Raw genomic sequence first — 16679 nt, 5'->3', positions numbered from 1 at the left:
AGCGTCCGATTCGGCTGATCGCTTCGACCGGCATTCCGTCGTGACCACGATCGTGCTGGTGCGCCACGGGCAAGCCTCGTTCGGCAGCGCGAACTACGACCGCCTGTCGCCGCTCGGCGAGCGGCAGGCGGACATTCTGGGCCAGCACTGGCAGGCCGGCGGCTTCGTCACCGACCACGCGTTCAGCGGCTCGATGCAGCGCCAGCGCGTGACCGGCGAGCGGGCGCTGACCGCGGCCGGGCACGGCTCGGTGCCGCTGTCGACGGACCGCGCGTTCAACGAGTTCAATCACACGCAGCTGATCGGCGCCTATCTGCCGCTCGTGGCGCGCGAGCATCCGGATCTGGCGATCGACGCCCAGACGCTGCTGAGCGATCCAGTGAAGTTCCGGCCGATGTTCAACCACATCGTCACGGCGTGGATCGAAGGCCGCGAGCCGCTGACACCGATTGACGAAAGCTGGGAGGCGTTCAGCAGGCGCTGTGTCGACGGGGTTCGCCGCGCCGCCCAGCAGGCCGAACGGATCGTCGCATTCACATCCGGCGGCGTGATCATGGCGGTGCTGCGCGAAGCGCTCGGCGTCGAACCGAAAACCGCGCTGCGGATGAACTGGCGGATCTGGAACGCGTCGGTTCACGAGTTCCACTGGCAGCCGCAGGGTCTGACCCTCGCCGGCTTTAATGATGTCTCGCACCTGAAGCTGCAGCGCGACGAAACGATCATCACGCGGATCTGATTCGTCGCGCCCCATTCGCGCAACGTCGACCGCTCAGCGAGCGCTGCCGTCGCGCACGGTGAACCAGGCGTTGAACGCCACCGTGATCCGCTCGCCGTCGCCGGCAAACGGCGTCACCTGGTGCACCAGCCACGACGGAAACAGTACCAGCTGACCTGGCTGCAGCCGGAATTCGCGCGAGTCATGGCTGAACGGGATCCGCAGCGCCTTGTTCGCGGCGTCGACATACATGCTGGCGGCAACGGTCGGCGAGGTGAAGCTGAGCAGGCCGCTGTCGCGCCGGCTGCCGTCATCGCGCCCGGCGTCGACGCAGTAGACGCCGGACCATGAGGCCATCGGGTGATTGTGCTGGGCAAACCAGCCGCCACGTCGGGTGATATGGAACCAGGCGTCGGCATGCCCGACCAGAGCCTGCATCGCCGCGGCATCGAGCGCCGTGGTGTGACCGATCATCTCGTGCAGCTGCGACCAGCAGAACTCGCGCAGACGCCGGATGCACGGGTCCGGCCAGCGGAACAGATCGAAGCGGCTTTCGAACAGCGACGGATTGATCTTCATCGTCGGCTGCGCGTTGGCGTACGTGCTGCCTGCGGCCTCGCGCGCGAGGAACAGCGTTCGCAGTTCGGCATTCAGCGATGGCGCGTCCGGCATCTCGGAAAATCCGAACGGCACCGCGAACGGTGCTGACAACTGCACCGCCACGGCCTCAATCCTGCACGGTGAAGGTCAGGCCGGCGTGGGTCGTCAGACGCTCGATCAGGCGATCGCCCAAGGCCGTCGCCGGCGTCCAGAAGCCGCCCTTGACCTCGTCCTTCGGCACATCGAACGCGAGGCAGACGACAGCTTCGCCGAGCATCTTGGCGGTCGAGCCGTAGCCCGGGTCGCGGTCACCGGTGACCTTGGTCCGCAAGGTCTTGCCGTTCGCGGTCTTGCCGAAGAAGCGCATGTCGAAGAAGCCGCGCTGCTGGTCGCCGGGGCTCGGGCCCTCGCCCGGCTTCGGCACGACGAAGCGCTCGAGCAGCCAGCGGGTCGGCGCCACGGCACCGGCCACCATGAAGCCGCCGAGGCCCAAGGCGATGCCGGTGGCGGTGGCGCGACCGGCGACACCGGCGCCCGCCATCATCGCTTCGTCGTAGGTGAAATCGGTGCCGTAGGCGTGGTTCGACAGGCCATTCGAGCGATGGACGATGCGGGTGTTGATGGCCGCCATCACGAACGGCGCGATCCAGCCGCGGCAGTCGTCGTCGAACTGGGCGAAGTTGACGTCCGGCTGCCGTGGCCGCTGCGCCGTCGTCGGCGGGGCCACCGCGTACGGATCGCCCAGTACCTTGCGCAGGCCCGGATCCTTGGTGACTTCGCGCAGCACGTTCATCAGGCTGGCGACGGTGCCGCCGGAGAAGCCGCCGCGCATCGCCTTGATCCGCAGCTTCACCCGCTGCGCCGGCGCCTGATGGCGCGCCTTGATCTCGCGCTGCAGGAAGTGCACGCCGAGATCGGACGGAATCGAGTCGAAGCCGCAGCAGTGGACGATGCGGGCGCCGCTGCGCTTGGCCGTGGCTTCGTGCGCGGTGATCATGCGGCGGATCCACTGCACTTCGCCGGTCAGATCGCAATAGTCGGTGCCGGTCTCGGCGCAGACCTTGACCAGCGGCGAGCCGTACAACGCATACGGCCCGACCGTCGACACCACGACGCGCGTGCTGATGCACAGCGCGTGCAGGGCCGATTCATCGGCGGCATCGACGATCAGCAGCGGCAGCGCCTCGGCACCGTCGCCGAGCGAGTGGCGCAGCGCTTCGAGCTTGTCCTTCGAGCGTCCGGCCAGCGCCCATCTGACCTTGCCGCCCGCGCCGTGGCGCTCGAACAGATAGCGCGTGAGGATCTGGCCGACGAAGCTCGTGGCACCGAAGACGACGAAATGATGGGCCTGCTGCGCCATGGGGCGACTCCTGCATCGATAAAAGTGCGCAAGGGTAACCGGAAAGGCGGGGGACATCGTCAGGTCGCGAGCGCTACGATGCGCGCCGCCACCACGGTTCCCGCACGCCTGCCGATGACCTCGCCCGCCCTGCCGCCCCGCCCCGAAGCGCCACTGCCGTCGGATTGCTGCGGCAGCGGCTGCTCGCCGTGCATCTTCGAGCTGCACGAACAGGAACTGCAGCGCTGGTGGGAAGAAGTGGCAGCGATCCGGCAGGCGGCCGCCGAGCGGTCGACGCCCCCGCCTTCGTCCACGTGAACGGCACCGGCGACAGCGGAATCGCACGCCCGACGCTGACCTGAAACGCGCGTCGCGTTACCCTTGGGCGGCGTGCCGTGCGCGCAGTCCACCCAGAACGATAAAACCGATTCCGAGGAGATCACGATGCCGCTTCATGCCCAGGTCAAAGGCTTTCTCGACATGCTGGTCGCCGCCAAGGCGCCCGCGTTCCACCAACTTCCCGTGGCGGATTCGCGCAAGGCCTTTTCGAGCCTGATCGCGATGTTGCCGCCGAGCACGGCGACCATCGCCGGCACGCGCGATTTGCGCATCCCCGGCCCGGCCGGCGAACTGCCGATCCGCATCTACACCCCGGTCGGTCAGGGTCCGTTCCCGATCGTGATGCACTTCCACGGCGGCGGCTTCGTCATCGGCGATCTCGAAATCTACGACTCGACCTGCCGCGAGATCTGCGCCGGAGCCGATGCCATCGTCGTCGCCGTCGACTACCGGCTGGCCCCGGAGCACCCGTTCCCGGCGGCCCCGGATGACTGCCTCGCCGCCACCCGCTGGGCCGCAGCCCATGCCGCCGAATTCCACGGCGACTCGAACCGGATCGTCGTCGGCGGCGACAGTGCCGGCGGCAACCTGGCTGCCGTCACGGCGCTGCGCCTGCGCGACGAAGGCGGGCCGAAGCTGCGCGGCCAGCTGCTGATCTATCCGGTGACCGATGCTGCCGACACCGAGTCGATGCGGGTCAATGCCGAGGGCTATCTGCTGACCCGCGCCGACATGCAGTGGTTCGTCGGCCATTACGTCAAGGACCCGGCGGCACTGTCGAGCCCGCACCTGCTGCCGCTGCATGCGCCGTCGCTGGCTGGCCTGCCGCCCGCGTTCCTGATCACCGCCGAATTCGACCCGCTGCGCGACGAGGGCGAAGCCTACGCGGCTGCGCTGAGCAAGGCCGGCGTGCCGGTCGAGTTCAAGCGCTACGACGGCGCGATCCACGCGTTCTACACGCTGTTCACCACCCTCGAGCTCGGCCGTCAGGCCATGGACCAGAGCACCGCCTGGCTGAAGAAGATCTTCGCCTGAACTGGCTTTTGTCCGGCCGCCAACGCTTCGACACCGATGACTGACTCATGACGCCCGCCATTGGCGGGCAGCTGCCACGGCGCGGCAGCGCCCTTTCGCGCGGCTTTGCGGCCGGTGTCCTTCGGCTGATGGGCTGGAAGCTCGAAGGCGAGATTCCGGACCTGCCGAAGATGGTGATGATCGGCGCGCCGCACACGACCAACTGGGACGGGTTCTTCGCGCTCGCCACCCTGATGGCGCTGGGCATCCGGGCCTCGACGATGATCAAGGACAGCGCGTTCAAGGGGCCGCTGGGCAGCCTGCTGCGTGCGCTTGGCGCGATTCCGATCGATCGCAAGAGCGCGAAAGGGGTGGTCGAGCAGAGCATCGACGCCTTCGCCACGCGTCCGCAGTTCGTGCTGCTGATCGCGCCGGAAGGCACGCGCACCGGTGCGACGGACTGGAAGCGCGGCTACTACCGGATTGCCGAGGGCGCCGGCGTGCCGGTGTTGCCGGCGGCGATCGATTTCGTCGGCAAGCGCATCACCTTCGGCCCGCCGATGTTTCCGAGCGGCCAGTACGACAGCGACTTCGCCCAGTTGCTGGCGTTCTACCGGGAATTCAGTCGTGCCAAGCACCCGGAACGGCTGTCGAAGCCGATGCAGGACGCCGGCGTCCGCTGAACCGGCCGACGCGGCCGCATCGACGGCCAGACGGCAGAAAGCCGCCGGAACCTGATCGGTTCCGGCGGCTTCGCTTGCATCCCGGTGCCTAGACTCAGTTGCCGAGCAGCCCGCCGATCGGCCGGAAGTTCGCGCGGCAGGCGGCGATCAGTGCCGCACCACCGCTTGGCGCGAACGCGGTGAACGTGGCGCGATCGCAATAGGTGATGTCCGGCGCGAAGCTGCCGAGCGTCTCGGTCAGCGGCGCGTCCGGGTTGTCGACGGCGTTCTGGAAATTGCCCTCGAACGTCGGCCTCGACAGGATCTGGCGCAGCACGGTCAGACCGAACGGCGCCGGCCCGAACGGCAGCCAGTTGTAGCCGAACTGCGGATACGCGAGCACCGGCCGGTTCGCTTCGGACGAAATCACCGCGGTGAACGTGCCGTCGTTCTGCAGCGTGAACTCGCGATCGGCAATGCAGCCGACGTTGCGCGAGTTGTTCAGCTGGTTCTGGCACAGCGAGTAGTAGCGAACGTCCGGATTGGCCAGCGGCAGATGCGGCGTGGTCGGCAGCCGCGCGCGGATCACGATCAGCGGCGCGTAGATCGAGCCGGTCTGCGCGCGCAGGTAATCGCTGTCGCCGTTCGGATAGAACACGCCGGCGCCGCGGCCGCTGATCGGACGGAACGCGACATTCGACTGACCCTGCCCGACGCCGGCCACCGGGAACAGCACCAGCGCGTTGGTCAGGTTGGTGCTGAGCTGGCAGCCGCGCTGGTCCGGCGCGTCGGCGAGATCGAACTGGCCGTCCGGCCCGACATAGCGCAGGGTCGGCAGCGGCTGGCCGCCGAGACCGTCCGAACCGACATTCGGGAGGTACGTGCGATAGGTCAGCTGCTTGGTGACGGCGCCGGCGCTGCCACCGGTGCCCGCGTAGATCGTGTTCGGCGCGCGTACGGCCGGCGGCACCGGCGCATCCTCGAAGCGGATCGTGACCTGATACCGGTTGGTGTAGTTGTTGTTCGGCGGCAGCGCGGCCGGATTCGAGCCCGGCGCGACGCCGCCGATCGGGATGATCTCGGAATCCGGCGCGGTATCGACGAAGTTGCCGGGCCGGAAGCCGCTGTACAGCTGGAACGAGAAGTAGCGAACGCGCGGATAGGTGCCGGTGATCGTGATCACGGCGCCGTTGCCCGGATTGACCGGCAGCACGGCGGTGGCGTAGGTCGCGGTGGTGTCGAGGAAACCAGTGTTGTTGGTATTGACGTCGTTGACCACGCCCCAGTCGCAGCCGTAGCGGACGCCAGTGCCGGGAATCGTCGGCAGGCCCGGCAGGAACTGCGCCGTGGCCGGCGTCGACACGACCGAAAGGCCAAGCCCGGCCGTCAGTCCGAAGGTCGTGATGAATCTGCTGATGCGCATGTCGCTTCTCCCTTTGTCTGGTGACCGTCACGCTGCCGTCCTGCAGCGCAGTCCCGGAGAGACTAACGGACGGTTTGCGGCCCCGCCATCATCAATTAGGACAGGCCACCCGAAAATTCCGACCGTGCGCGCGCGTCGCCTGCGTTCGCTGCAGCGGAACCCGAGCCGGCGGCACGAGCGACGCGAGCCTCCGATCTTCCGCCGATACCGATGAGCGGTGGCGCACACGGTGCAATCGTCAAACATCCCTATCGACCCGCGGGACCCTCCTCATCGGTTTATGATTTCGAGGTCAGGACGGACCCGACTGACACCGAGCATGTGCACCCGTGATGAAGTCCTGACGCTCGCCGGCACCGGAGCTTTTCGGCGCGCCGGGACCCGGGTCCTGATGCCGCCGACACCTGTTCCGATGACGTGCCGAAGTTCGATACCAGCCCTGCGCAGGAGCCCGACATGAAGCGCGATTCGCGCTCGGCCGCGGTTACCGACAGCGACCAGCGTCGTCAGCTCGCCCGCCTGCGCTTCGATGGCACGCTCGAAATGCAGTTCCGACGGCATTACGAGGACAGCACGATGACCGCACGGGTGACCGTGCTGATCCTCGGCATGACCCTGATCGCGCTGACGCCGCTGTACGACGGCTGGCTCCTGCAGGCACCGGATGCGTTCCGGAAGATCTCGCGGCTGCTGCAGTTCGGCGTGCAGATCCCGGCGATCGCCCTGGCCCTGTTCATCACGCTGCGAGCGGGCCTTCGGCGCTGGTCGGTGCCGGCCACGCTCGGCTGCTCGCTGATCACCGCCTGCGGCCTGATGGCGCAGCACATCATCGGCCGCAGCTACGGCTTCAACGTGCCGCACGACTTCGCCGCGATCACCATTGCGGCGATGCTGATCATGGGCCGCATCCGTTTCTGGGTCGCACTGCCATGGGCGACGCTGACGATGACGGTGACGTCTGCGGTGGCGATCGACACCATCGGCCGCGACGCGATCTACGACATCATTTCGACCTGGATGCTGTTCTCGATCGCGTCGGTGTCGTCGTACCTGCTCGAACATTCCGCTCGTCAGAGCTGGTATCGCGGCCGCCTGCTGGAACTGCAGGCGACGCGCGACAGCCTGACCGGCCTGCCGAATCGCCGGCACTTCGATCTGGAACTGCGCAAGCTGGTTCGCGAAGGCGTGCGCCAGAAGCGCAACGTGGCGCTGCTGATCCTCGATATCGACGCCTTCAAGGCCTACAACGACCACTTCGGCCATCCGACCGGCGATCAGTGCCTGCGCATCGTCGGCGATTGGCTGGCGACCTCGGTGCGCCGGCCGCAGGACTTCGCTGCCCGCCTCGGCGGCGAGGAGTTTGCCGCGGTCTGGTTCGATGCCAACCCCGGCGATGCGCTGCGTCTGGCCGAACAGCTGCGGCGCGGCATCGAGGATCTGGCGATCGTCAGTTCCCCGGCCGGCGATTCGGTGGTGACGGCATCGGGCGGCTTTGCCCAGATCGTGGCGCCATCACCGCAGGAAAGTCCCGACACGCTGACAGCCGACCTGATCAAGCGGGCCGACAGCGCGCTGTACGCCGCCAAGCGCGCCGGCCGAGCACGCCTGATCGCATCGGAACTCGCCTGAAGTCGCGCGCGCCGCCGTCCCGTACCGGCGGGACGCGGCTGCCTGCATCGCACCCCGAGTCGGCGCGGCCTGCCACCGGTCCCCGCTGATCGCTCCGCCCGGCGCGCGGACCCGGTTGTCGCCTGCGTCACCGGCCAGCTGTGCGCTTAAGCTTGTCGCCTCCAATCGACCTGCCGCTCGCCGTGACCGACTCTGCCCGACCCTGGATCCGACGCCTGCGCGATCTGTCGATCAACAGCAAGCTCAGCGGCATGGTCGCGATGTTCCTGCTGTCGGTCACCGGCGTGGTCACCATCGTCGCGCTCGCCTTCGTCATCTCGTCCGGCGTGCGCGGCTATGTCAGTGCCGAAAGCCTGTGGTCGAAAGGCCAGAAGGATGCCGTCTACGCCATCACCCGCTACCTGCACGAGCCGTCGACGGCGACCTGGCGCGAGTTCCAGCGCGCCATCGCGATTCCGCTCGGCTATCGGCGGGCACGGGTCGAGATGCTGAAGCCGGACTTCGACGAAACGATTGCCTATCAGGGCTTCATGGCCGGCCAGACCGAGGCGGCCGACATCCCGGAACTGATCTTCCTGTTCCGCAACTTCCGGTCGGTCGATTTCCTCGCGAACGCCGTGCAGATCTGGACCGACGCCGACGTCCTCGTCGCCGAGCTGCTGGCGGTGTCCCGCGAGATCGAAGTCGCCAGCGTCACCGCGCAGCTCGACGACAGCCGCAAGCGCAGCTTTCTCGCGCAGATCGAAACCATCAACGCCCGGGTCACGCCGCTGGAGCAGGCGTTCTCGCACGTGCTGGCGGAAGGCGCGCGCCAGGTGCAGTGGACCTTGCTGGGCCTGATCCTGATCGCCACCGGCGCCTTGCTCGCGCTGTCGCTGCTGGTCGCCTGGGCGGTGTCGCTGGACCTCCGCGAAAGCATCGAAGTGCTGCGCCAGGGCACGCAACGGGTTGCCGAGGGCGATCTGGTATCGCGCATCGCGGTCCGCTCCGGTGACGAACTCGGCGTGCTGGCGTCGGAGCTGAACAGCATGATCGCGCGCCGGCGCGAAGCCGAGGTCTCGCTGAAGGCGGCGACCGAATTCCGCGAAAAGATCATGGAGAACGCGACCAACGCGATCTACACGATGGATCGCAACGGCTGCTTCACCACGGCCAACCGCCGCACCTGCGACATCACCGGCTATCCGATCGAGGAACTGATCGGCCTGCCGTGGGCCTCGATGGTCTCGGACTCGACCCACCTGCAGCACCTGTTCGTGCGCTTCACCGACACCATCGAAGGCCGCGAGCCGCTGAGCAATTACGAGGTGCCGCTGCGGCGCAAGGACGGCTCCGTGGTGCTGATCACGTTCAGCATCGCGCCGCTGAGTCGGGATGGCGAAGTGTTCGGCGTCGTCGGTGCGGCCGAGGACATCACGGCGCGCAAGCGCAACGAGGTCGAACTGCAGTCGCGCGCTGCCGAACTGGCGCGCTCGAACGAGGAACTGGAGCAGTTCGCGTATGTCGCCTCGCACGATCTGCAGGAGCCATTGCGCACCGTGTCCGGCTTCGCCCAGCTGCTGTCGAAGCGCGACACCGGGCAGATCGGTCCGGAAGCCGACGAGTACATCGGCTACGTGACTTCCGGCGTGCAGCGGATGAAAAGCCTGATCGAGGACCTGCTCGCGTATTCGCGCGTGTCACGCGAAGCCAATGCCGGTGCCGTGATCGATCTGAATCGCGCGGCGCAGACGGCGCTGGCCAATGTCCACGGCGCGATGACGGCAGCCGGGGCCGAGGTGCGGCTCGGGCCGCTGCCGATGGTCAGGGCCAACGAACGGCAGATGGTGCAGTTGTTCCAGAACCTGATCGGCAACGCGGTGAAGTTCCGCACCGACGACCCGCCGCTGGTCGAGATCGGCGCCGAGCCCCAGGGCGATCACTGGCTGATCACCGTGCGCGACAACGGCATCGGCATCGATCCGAAGCACGCCGAGCAGGTGTTCGGCCTGTTCCAGCGCCTGCATGGTCGCGACAAGTACGCCGGCAACGGCATCGGCCTGACCATCTGCAAGAAGATCGTCGACCTGCATCACGGCCGGATCTGGGTCGAACCGGGTGAGCCCGGCACCCGCTTCCGCTTCACCCTGCCGATGCTGGCGACCTGACCGGCCGCCGCAATCGACCCCGGCTGCGCTCAGCCGCGAGTGGCAGCCGGCGGCAGTTCGGGAGCTGACGGCGCTTCCGGCGCCTGCGGCGGCTCCGGCGGCAACTTCCGGCCCAGTTCGCGGGCCTGGTCGCGCCGGGCCTCATCGAGTTCGTCGTAGCACTCGGTGACCTGATCCTGGTCGATCACCGCGAACGGCCGGAATTCGGCCACGGCGGCGGCGGCGGCGGCCTGCGCGGTCACCATCGCCTGCAGCCGTCCGCAGAGGTCGCGCGCGTTGGTCACCAGATCAAGCGCCCCTTCCCGGGCCTTGTCGCCGGCCTGCTCGACCGTGCCGTCGATCAAGCCGCCGACGACGTTCTTCAGCGTGTCGATGCCGAACTCGGCGCCGGCGCGGCCCACCGCGATCGCGTGCTGGCGAATCGCGACGGCGGCGGCATCGTAGGCTTTCAGCGCGCTGCGGCCTTCGGCGGTCAGTTCCACCGCGTCGCCGTCGATGCGCAGCGCGCCGTCCGGCGAGACTTCCGCATCGCCATCCTGACCGCCGGCGCGAATCACCACGACATCGCCCTGCATGTCGATCGCGCCATCGCCGGCGGCGAAGAAGCCGTGGTGGCCGCGATGCGGCCGATGACCGGACGACTCGCGATGTCCGGCCTCGACGTGCTCGCGCCGCCGGGCGCTGTCGTCGGAGGCATCGCAGCCGGCGGTCATCGCCGTCATCGTTGATACGAGCAGGGTCACGGCGATTCGTTTCATCTCGGGCTCCGGGTTGGAATTTCGGGGGTCGTTCGGGCTTTGGATGCATCGGGGCTCGCCGCCGGATGCAGCCAGCCGTTACCCTGCCGCCTCGTTCCCCATTCGCCTGCCGCCATGATCGTTGTCCACCACCTCGAAAACTCCCGCTCGCAACGCATCCTGTGGCTGCTCGAGGAACTGGGCGTGCCGTACAGCGTCAAGCGCTACCTGCGCGATCCGAAGACCAAGCTGGCGCCGCCGGAACTGAAGGCCGTGCACCCGCTCGGCAAGTCGCCGGTGATCACCGATGATGGCGAGGTCATTGCCGAAACCGGCGCGATCATCGAGGACATCCTCGAGCGCCATGGCAACGGCCGCCTGATGCCCGCCGCCGGCACACCCGAGCATCGGCGCCTGCGCTACTGGCTGCACTACGCCGAAGGCTCGATCATGCCGCTGCTGGTGATGAAGCTGATCTTCACCGCCACCACCCGACCACCGACGCCGTGGCTGATCCGCCCGATCGCCAAGGCCATCGCCGGCGGCGTCGGTCAGGCCTACATCGATCCGAACCTGAAGCAGAACCTGACGATGATCGAGGCCGAACTCGGCAAGACCGGCTGGTTCGTCGGCCACGACCTGACCGCCGCCGACATCATCATGAGCTTTCCGCTGCAGGCGGCGATGTCGCGCGGCGGGGCCGCCAGCGGCTTCCCGAACATCGCCGCGTTCCTTGCCAGGATCGAAGCCCGTCCGGCGTACAAGAAGGCGCTGGAAGTCGGCGGACCGTTTGCCCTGCTGAGCTGAACGACGATGCCCGACACCTTCGCCGACACCTTCGCCGACACCCTGCCCGCCGTTCCCGGCTTCCTGTCCACGCCGATGACCCTGCTCGGCGAAACCCGCACGGTGTTCCGGCGCGGCACCGGCCCGGCGGTGATCGTGATGAGCGAGATTCCCGGCATCACGCCGCAGGTGGCCGGCTTCGCCACCCGGGTCGCCAACGCCGGCTTCAGCGTCTGGATGCCGCAGCTGTTCGGCGTGCCGATGAAGCGGATGTCGCCGCTGTACGTCGTGCAGTCGCTGACCCGGGCCTGCATCAGCAAGGAATTCAAGGTCTTGGCGTCCGACGAATCGAGCCCGATCGTCGCCTGGCTGCGGGCGCTGGCGCGCGCGGCGCATGCCGAATGCGGCGGGCCGGGTGTCGGCGCGGTCGGCATGTGCCTGACCGGCAATTTCGCGCTGGCGATGATGCTCGACGCGCCGGTGATCGCGCCGGTGCTGTCGCAGCCGTCGCTGCCGTTCTGCCTGCCGGGCAAGGCCGCGGGGCTGCACGCCTCGCCGGCGGAACTCGCGGCGGCGCATCAAAAGATTGACGACGATGGCGCCAAGATCCTCGGCCTGCGTTTCACCACCGATCCGATGTGCCCGGGTGCGCGCTTCGAGCGGCTGCGGGCCGAGTTCGGCGACGCCTTTGAAGGCATCGAGATCGACGGCTGCCACGCCAATCCGAAAGCACCGAAGCCGGCGCACAGCGTGCTGACCACGCACCTGATCGACGAAGCCGGCGAGCCGACGCGCGCCGCGCTCGACCGCACGCTGGCGTTCCTGCGCGAGCAGCTCAAACCGTGAGCCGCGCGCACGTCCGGGAAGTCGATGGCGACGAGCCGGAAGACCTGCCGGAACTGCCGCTGAGCCCGCATCCGAACTACGTGACGCCGCGCGGGCTGGCGCTGCTCGAGGCGCGACGCGACGACGTGGAAGCGGCCATTGCCGCGATCCCCGCCGATGCGGCCGATCGCCGCCAGCAGCGCGCTGGCCTCGATCGCGAACTGCGCTGGCTGCAGGCCCGGATTGCCACCGCGCAGCGGATCGCGGGGGCGCCGCGCGATCCGGGCAAGGTCGCGTTCGGGGCCGACGTCACCGTGATCGACGACGACGGCCGCGATACCCGCTACCGGATCGTCGGCGAGGACGAAGCCGATCCGGACGCCGGGCGGATCAGCTGGACCTCGCCGCTGGCGCGGGCCCTGATCGGCCTGCGCGTCGGCGAGGTCGCGCTGTGGCGGCGGCCAGCCGGTGATCTCGACATCGAGATCACCGCCATCCACTACCCGCCGGTCTGATGGCTCAGGCCTGCGCCCAGCGGTTGGCGCGGCCGAAGGTGCCGATGTCGTTGAAGCGCACGCCCATCTCGCGCATCACGCGGTGCGCCACCGGCGCGGTCATCTGGCGGATGTAGAACGGCTCCTTCACCACGAAATGATGGATCGCGTGGGTCGAGCCGAAGTTGAAGCAGAACAGGTGGAACGGCGTCATCCACCAGGTGTTCAGCACCTGGCACTGCTGCATCTCGTTGTCCGGCTCGACGTCGCCGAAGTAGTGCATGTTCGAGCTGACGAAGTGCAGGCAGAAGCTGCGCAGCACGTTCGGCGCGATCCAGGCCACGGTCAGGAAGTTCACCACCTGCATCACGGCGAGCACCCACGCCGGCCAGCCGATGCTGGTGCCGGCGACCGCCGCCACGCCATTCAGCGCGTGGAAGCCGAGGAAGTCATACCAGATGCCGATCTGCACCCAGCCCAGCGGGAAGTAGCCGGCCGCCGCGGTCAGAAACAGCTTCAGCCGCTTGTTCGCCGGCACCTTGCCCATCCGCAGGCTGACCGACATCACGTTGTCGCCGGTCATCAGCAGGCGCTTGAAGCCCCAGCGCTCGCCGTTGGTGATCGCGCGTTCTTCGAGGTCGTTGTGCTGGCCCGAGAACTTGTGATGGTTGAAGTGCAGCTTGCGCCGCGCCCACGGGTTGATCGTGGTCGGGCGCGCCAGCCAGACCAGCGCCATCATCGTGTGATGCGCCCACGGCTTCTTCTTGAAGTACATCCAGTGGATCAGGTCGTGCTCCAGCTCGTGCGTCAGCGACGCGAGGATCGCGACCAGCGGAATGCACAGCCAGGCCGACAGCAGACCGGCGTAGTAGGCCCAGCCGCAGGCGACGATGCCGGCCCACGAGAACGCGAGAATCGCGGCACCGATCGCATCCTGGGACTTCAGGATCGGGTAGGCCTCGCGCAGGCGCTGGCCTTCGGCGGTGACCACGGCCTTGATGTGCGCGGCCTTCTGTTCGTCGGTCATGCGCGATGGGTCGCGGGTTGCAGTTGCAGTCACGGGTGTCGTCCTCGGCTGGATTACGATGCACGCCATTGTTCGCCGCAACCTGCCCTGCCCGCCTGATCGCCGACGCCACGATGTTGTCTCCGCCCGACAAGTTGCCGACCGCGACGACCTTGACCAGCTGGGCCCGCGCGATCCGCAAGGCGCTCGACGCGGCCGGGGTCGACAGTGCGCAGCTGTTCGCCGACGCCGGGCTCGACATCGCCGCGCTGGCCGACGCCACCGCGCGCTATCCGGTCGCCCGCACCAATCGCCTGTGGCAGCTGGCGGTGCAGGCCACCGGCGACCCGGCGTTCGCGCTGACCGTCGCCCGGCAGTCCGGCATGCTGACCTTTCACGCGCTCGGCTACTCGCTGTCGGCGTCCGCCACGCTGCGCGAAGCGTTCGCGCGGCTGATCCGCTACTTCAAGGTGGTCAGCGACGGCGCGGAGCTGAGTTTCGACTGCGACGACGCGCACTGCCGCTATCGCATCGCCGCCACGGCCGATGGCTTCGAGCCGATCGCCGAATCGGTCGATGCCTTCGCGTTCGTCGTCGTGCGCCTGTGCCGCGGGCTGTACCGGCGCGATCACGCGCCGCTCGAAGTGCATCTACGGCGACCGATCCCGGCCAATCCGGAGCCGTGGCTGCGCGCGTTCAAGGCGCCAGTGACGTTTGGTGCAACCGAGAACATGCTGGTGTTCAAAGCGGCGGACTTCGATCAGCCGCTGGAATTCGCCAACCCGGAGCTGGCCCGGCAGAACGATGAGGTGGCGGCGCGCTACCTGCAGCGTTTTGGCGAGCAATCGAGCGCGAGCCCCGGCCGCAAGGCGATCCGCGATCGGCTGCGCGCGATCCTGATCGAGCAGCTGCCGCGCGGCGAACCGTCGCAGGAGCGTGCCGCGGAAGCGCTGCATCTGTCGGCCCGCAGCCTGCAGCGTCGCCTTGCCGACGAAGGCACCAGCTACAAGACGCTGTTGGACGACATCCGCCGCGAGCTGGCGCTGTCCTATTTGCGGCAGGCGCAGCATTCGATCAGCGAGATCACCTACCTGCTCGGATTTTCCGACACGTCGAGCTTCACCCACGCGTTCCGACGCTGGACCGGCGAAGCGCCCAGCCGCTGGCGCGATACACCGGGCTGATTCGCTGCGCTACTTGCGCTTGGTGACCCGGCCAGCCGCCGCCCGCAGCAGGCCCAGCCCCGGCACCAGCTCGTGCACGACCTTGGGCTTGCTGGCACCGGCCTTGACCAGCGTCATCGCGAACGCGCGCAGGATGCGGTCCCGGTTCTTGAACACGGAATCGACCATCGGCACCGGCAGATCGTCCATCACCCGCACCGTGTCGTCCGGCTCGTCGCCGAAGCGGTAGGTGAGGCTCAGACGCACTTCGAGCGGATCACGGCGGCGGCGCGGCTTCGGCTTGGCTACGCTGTCGTCAGGTTTGTCTTTCTTCACGCGCCGCCCCGATGGATGTCCGATGACTGCTTCGATGGATGCCACTGCCGGATCGATTCCAGCACCCCTGCCCGACCACCTGTTCGTCTTCGCCCACGGCAAGGAAAGCGGACCGTGGGGCCTGAAGATCCGGCAGCTTGCCGAGGTTGCGAAGGGCTGCGGCTTCCAGGTTCTTAGTCCGGATTATAGGCACACGATGGACCCGGACCAGCGCGTGCGCGAGCTGCTGGCGCTGGCCCCGACAGCGCGCCGCACGCTGGTGCTGGCGGGTTCCAGCATGGGCGGGTACGTGTCGGCGATGGCGGTCGGCGATCTGCGGCCGGACGCGCTGTTCCTGATCGCCCCGGCACTGTATTTCCCCGGCTGGGATGCCGAGCCGCCGACGCCGCCGCGCCTGACCACGATCGTCCACGGCTGGGGCGACGACATCGTGCCGCCGGATCGCGCGATCCGCTACGCCCGCAGCCACGCGCTGCGCCTGACCCTGCTCGACAGCGGCCATTCGATGAACGAGCGCGTGCCGGAAATGGCGGTCGAGCTGCGGGCACTGCTCGAAGACGCCAAGCGTCACGCCGCGTACCGGATAGCACGCTACACGGTCAACTTCGAACCGACGCCGCTGGACCTCGCGATCGGTCATGCCGATGCCGACGCCGATGCCCGTCTGCATCGGGAAGCCGGCGTGACTTCCCACTGGGCACTGGTCACCGCCTGCAACCCGCGCGGCGAGGCCGACGATGCCGCCGCCAACGCCAAGCGAATCGCCAGGCTGCGCCAGCGCATCGAGGCGGCCGGGGTGCGTCGCCTGCCCGGCGCGGGACACGATCCGGAAGGCATCTGGCCGTCGGAAGCCAGCGAACTGCTGGTCGATCCGCCGCCGGGTCTGGCCGAAGCGCTCGGTCGGGAATTCGCGCAGAAGGCGATCGTCAGCGGCCGGCTCGGGCAGGCGCCGTCACTGGTCTGGCTCGGCTGAGGCGCCGGTGTCCGCCGGCTGGTAGACCTGCAGGAACTCCGGCGGCTGGCGTCGCGGCCGGCCGGTCTTCATGTCGACGCAGACCCACAGCGTGCGGCCGCGCATCACCGTGCGGCCGTCGGACACGCGGATGATCTGGTAGGCGCGCCACATGCTGAGCTTCTGGTCGTTTTCCTGAATCCAGGTGCCGAGCATCAGTTCGTCGCCGACAAAGGTCGCGGCGAGGTAATCGAGCTCGTGCCGGCGCGCGACGCAGCCGGCGTTCAGCGCGACATAGCGCTCGAAGCTCATGCCGAGCGCCGTCGTGTGACTCCACGCCACCCGCTCCAGCCAGGCCAGATAGACCACGTTGTTGGTGTGGCCCATGACATCGGTATCGGCAGCCTGCACCGTCACCGGCAGGGTGTGTGGATTCGGGACTTCCCAGGGCAGCGGGCGCGGCGTGTCTGCGGTCATCGGAGCGTCGGATCGAGCATTGGAAGCGAGGTGTG

At 68.0% G+C, this 16679-nt stretch carries 18 protein-coding genes; 11 read left to right on the top strand and 7 right to left on the bottom strand.

Translation table 11 applies throughout. The annotated features are described in order from the left end of the window. The first annotated feature begins 40 nt into the window (after positions 1 to 40). Positions 41 to 736 (top strand): histidine phosphatase family protein, encoded by a 696-nt coding sequence (locus tag QZ951_RS07070; RefSeq protein WP_292999834.1) that lies wholly within the window; start codon positions 41 to 43, stop codon positions 734 to 736. A gap of 33 nt (positions 737 to 769) precedes the next feature. Here QZ951_RS07070 and QZ951_RS07065 read toward each other — a convergent pair whose 3' ends face one another. Further along, on the bottom strand, positions 770 to 1438 hold the full coding sequence (locus tag QZ951_RS07065; protein ID WP_292999833.1) for a putative 2OG-Fe(II) oxygenase: 669 nt from the start codon (positions 1436 to 1438) through the stop codon (positions 770 to 772). Between the two features lie 4 nt (positions 1439 to 1442). Continuing rightward, positions 1443 to 2675 (bottom strand): saccharopine dehydrogenase NADP-binding domain-containing protein, encoded by a 1233-nt coding sequence (locus tag QZ951_RS07060; protein ID WP_292999832.1) that lies wholly within the window; start codon positions 2673 to 2675, stop codon positions 1443 to 1445. A gap of 78 nt (positions 2676 to 2753) precedes the next feature. Here QZ951_RS07060 and QZ951_RS07055 point away from each other — a divergent pair, with 78 nt between their 5' ends. From QZ951_RS07055 to QZ951_RS07045, 3 genes are all read left to right on the top strand, one after another. After that, the gene (locus QZ951_RS07055; RefSeq protein ID WP_292999831.1) at positions 2754 to 2972 is read left to right on the top strand and encodes an oxidoreductase-like domain-containing protein; all 219 of its coding nucleotides are present in this window, start codon (positions 2754 to 2756) and stop codon (positions 2970 to 2972) included. A 126-nt stretch (positions 2973 to 3098) separates the two neighbouring features. Then, a complete protein-coding gene (locus QZ951_RS07050; protein ID WP_292999830.1) occupies positions 3099 to 4028 on the top strand; it encodes an alpha/beta hydrolase in 930 nt (309 codons plus the stop codon). Positions 4029 to 4075: 47 nt separating this feature from the next. Beyond that, a complete protein-coding gene (locus QZ951_RS07045; RefSeq protein ID WP_292999829.1) occupies positions 4076 to 4690 on the top strand; it encodes a lysophospholipid acyltransferase family protein in 615 nt (204 codons plus the stop codon). A 94-nt stretch (positions 4691 to 4784) separates the two neighbouring features. Here QZ951_RS07045 and QZ951_RS07040 read toward each other — a convergent pair whose 3' ends face one another. Continuing rightward, positions 4785 to 6092: a hypothetical protein gene (locus QZ951_RS07040; protein ID WP_292999828.1), complete on the bottom strand. Its 1308-nt coding sequence runs from the start codon at positions 6090 to 6092 to the stop codon at positions 4785 to 4787. A 456-nt stretch (positions 6093 to 6548) separates the two neighbouring features. Between QZ951_RS07040 and QZ951_RS07035 the strand changes: the two genes are divergently transcribed. Continuing rightward, positions 6549 to 7721: a diguanylate cyclase gene (locus QZ951_RS07035; protein WP_292999827.1), complete on the top strand. Its 1173-nt coding sequence runs from the start codon at positions 6549 to 6551 to the stop codon at positions 7719 to 7721. A 182-nt stretch (positions 7722 to 7903) separates the two neighbouring features. Then, the gene (locus QZ951_RS07030; RefSeq protein WP_292999826.1) at positions 7904 to 9868 is read left to right on the top strand and encodes an ATP-binding protein; all 1965 of its coding nucleotides are present in this window, start codon (positions 7904 to 7906) and stop codon (positions 9866 to 9868) included. 29 nt (positions 9869 to 9897) lie between these two features. Here the strand turns inward: QZ951_RS07030 and QZ951_RS07025 are convergent, their stop codons facing one another. Then, positions 9898 to 10626 (bottom strand): hypothetical protein, encoded by a 729-nt coding sequence (locus QZ951_RS07025; RefSeq protein WP_292999825.1) that lies wholly within the window; start codon positions 10624 to 10626, stop codon positions 9898 to 9900. 114 nt (positions 10627 to 10740) lie between these two features. Between QZ951_RS07025 and QZ951_RS07020 the strand changes: the two genes are divergently transcribed. The 3 genes from QZ951_RS07020 (at position 10741) to QZ951_RS07010 (ending at position 12731) form a co-directional block, all read left to right on the top strand. Then, positions 10741 to 11412, top strand: a complete 672-nt coding sequence (locus QZ951_RS07020) for a glutathione S-transferase (RefSeq protein ID WP_292999824.1) — start codon at positions 10741 to 10743, stop codon at positions 11410 to 11412. Between the two features lie 75 nt (positions 11413 to 11487). After that, positions 11488 to 12237, top strand: a complete 750-nt coding sequence (locus QZ951_RS07015; RefSeq protein WP_366943831.1) for a dienelactone hydrolase family protein — start codon at positions 11488 to 11490, stop codon at positions 12235 to 12237. Next, complete coding sequence (locus QZ951_RS07010) at positions 12234 to 12731, top strand: GreA/GreB family elongation factor (RefSeq protein ID WP_292999822.1); 498 nt, start codon at positions 12234 to 12236, stop codon at positions 12729 to 12731. Before QZ951_RS07015 ends, QZ951_RS07010 begins: the two co-directional genes overlap by 4 nt. 4 nt (positions 12732 to 12735) lie before the next feature. Here the strand turns inward: QZ951_RS07010 and QZ951_RS07005 are convergent, their stop codons facing one another. Beyond that, the gene (locus QZ951_RS07005; RefSeq protein ID WP_366943830.1) at positions 12736 to 13737 is read right to left on the bottom strand and encodes a fatty acid desaturase; all 1002 of its coding nucleotides are present in this window, start codon (positions 13735 to 13737) and stop codon (positions 12736 to 12738) included. 134 nt (positions 13738 to 13871) lie between these two features. Between QZ951_RS07005 and QZ951_RS07000 the strand changes: the two genes are divergently transcribed. After that, positions 13872 to 14900 (top strand): AraC family transcriptional regulator, encoded by a 1029-nt coding sequence (locus QZ951_RS07000; protein WP_366943829.1) that lies wholly within the window; start codon positions 13872 to 13874, stop codon positions 14898 to 14900. A gap of 9 nt (positions 14901 to 14909) precedes the next feature. Here QZ951_RS07000 and QZ951_RS06995 read toward each other — a convergent pair whose 3' ends face one another. Then, positions 14910 to 15215, bottom strand: coding sequence for a hypothetical protein (locus QZ951_RS06995; protein ID WP_292999819.1), 306 nt, complete (start codon positions 15213 to 15215; stop codon positions 14910 to 14912). 22 nt (positions 15216 to 15237) lie between these two features. On the opposite strand from QZ951_RS06995, the gene QZ951_RS06990 reads away from it, so the two are divergent. Then, positions 15238 to 16188, top strand: a complete 951-nt coding sequence (locus QZ951_RS06990; protein WP_292999818.1) for an alpha/beta fold hydrolase — start codon at positions 15238 to 15240, stop codon at positions 16186 to 16188. Here the strand turns inward: QZ951_RS06990 and QZ951_RS06985 are convergent. Further along, positions 16168 to 16644, bottom strand: coding sequence for a thioesterase family protein (locus tag QZ951_RS06985; protein WP_292999817.1), 477 nt, complete (start codon positions 16642 to 16644; stop codon positions 16168 to 16170). The two genes, QZ951_RS06990 and QZ951_RS06985, sit on opposite strands and share 21 nt — an antisense overlap. Between the last annotated feature and the right edge of the window lie 35 nt (positions 16645 to 16679).

Origin of the sequence: Nevskia sp. (genome assembly GCF_021732705.1) — a bacterium.
Classification (GTDB): Bacteria; Pseudomonadota; Gammaproteobacteria; order Nevskiales; family Nevskiaceae; genus Nevskia.
This window is presented reverse-complemented; position numbering and strand designations above follow the sequence as displayed.

What these genes read in the sequence shown, in the direction of transcription:
- QZ951_RS07025 (WP_292999825.1), bottom strand. Translation starts at nt 10,626, where the DNA reads ATGAAACGAATCGCCGTGACCCTGCTCGTATCAACGATGACGGCGATG.
- QZ951_RS07045 (WP_292999829.1), top strand. Translation starts at nt 4,076, where the DNA reads ATGACGCCCGCCATTGGCGGGCAGCTGCCACGGCGCGGCAGCGCCCTT.
- QZ951_RS07060 (WP_292999832.1), bottom strand. Translation starts at nt 2,675, where the DNA reads ATGGCGCAGCAGGCCCATCATTTCGTCGTCTTCGGTGCCACGAGCTTC.
- QZ951_RS07050 (WP_292999830.1), top strand. Translation starts at nt 3,099, where the DNA reads ATGCCGCTTCATGCCCAGGTCAAAGGCTTTCTCGACATGCTGGTCGCC.
- QZ951_RS06985 (WP_292999817.1), bottom strand. Translation starts at nt 16,644, where the DNA reads ATGACCGCAGACACGCCGCGCCCGCTGCCCTGGGAAGTCCCGAATCCA.
- QZ951_RS07055 (WP_292999831.1), top strand. Translation starts at nt 2,754, where the DNA reads ATGCGCGCCGCCACCACGGTTCCCGCACGCCTGCCGATGACCTCGCCC.
- QZ951_RS07015 (WP_366943831.1), top strand. Translation starts at nt 11,488, where the DNA reads ATGACCCTGCTCGGCGAAACCCGCACGGTGTTCCGGCGCGGCACCGGC.
- QZ951_RS06990 (WP_292999818.1), top strand. Translation starts at nt 15,238, where the DNA reads ATGACTGCTTCGATGGATGCCACTGCCGGATCGATTCCAGCACCCCTG.
- QZ951_RS07005 (WP_366943830.1), bottom strand. Translation starts at nt 13,737, where the DNA reads ATGACCGACGAACAGAAGGCCGCGCACATCAAGGCCGTGGTCACCGCC.
- QZ951_RS07035 (WP_292999827.1), top strand. Translation starts at nt 6,549, where the DNA reads ATGAAGCGCGATTCGCGCTCGGCCGCGGTTACCGACAGCGACCAGCGT.
- QZ951_RS07040 (WP_292999828.1), bottom strand. Translation starts at nt 6,092, where the DNA reads ATGCGCATCAGCAGATTCATCACGACCTTCGGACTGACGGCCGGGCTT.
- QZ951_RS07020 (WP_292999824.1), top strand. Translation starts at nt 10,741, where the DNA reads ATGATCGTTGTCCACCACCTCGAAAACTCCCGCTCGCAACGCATCCTG.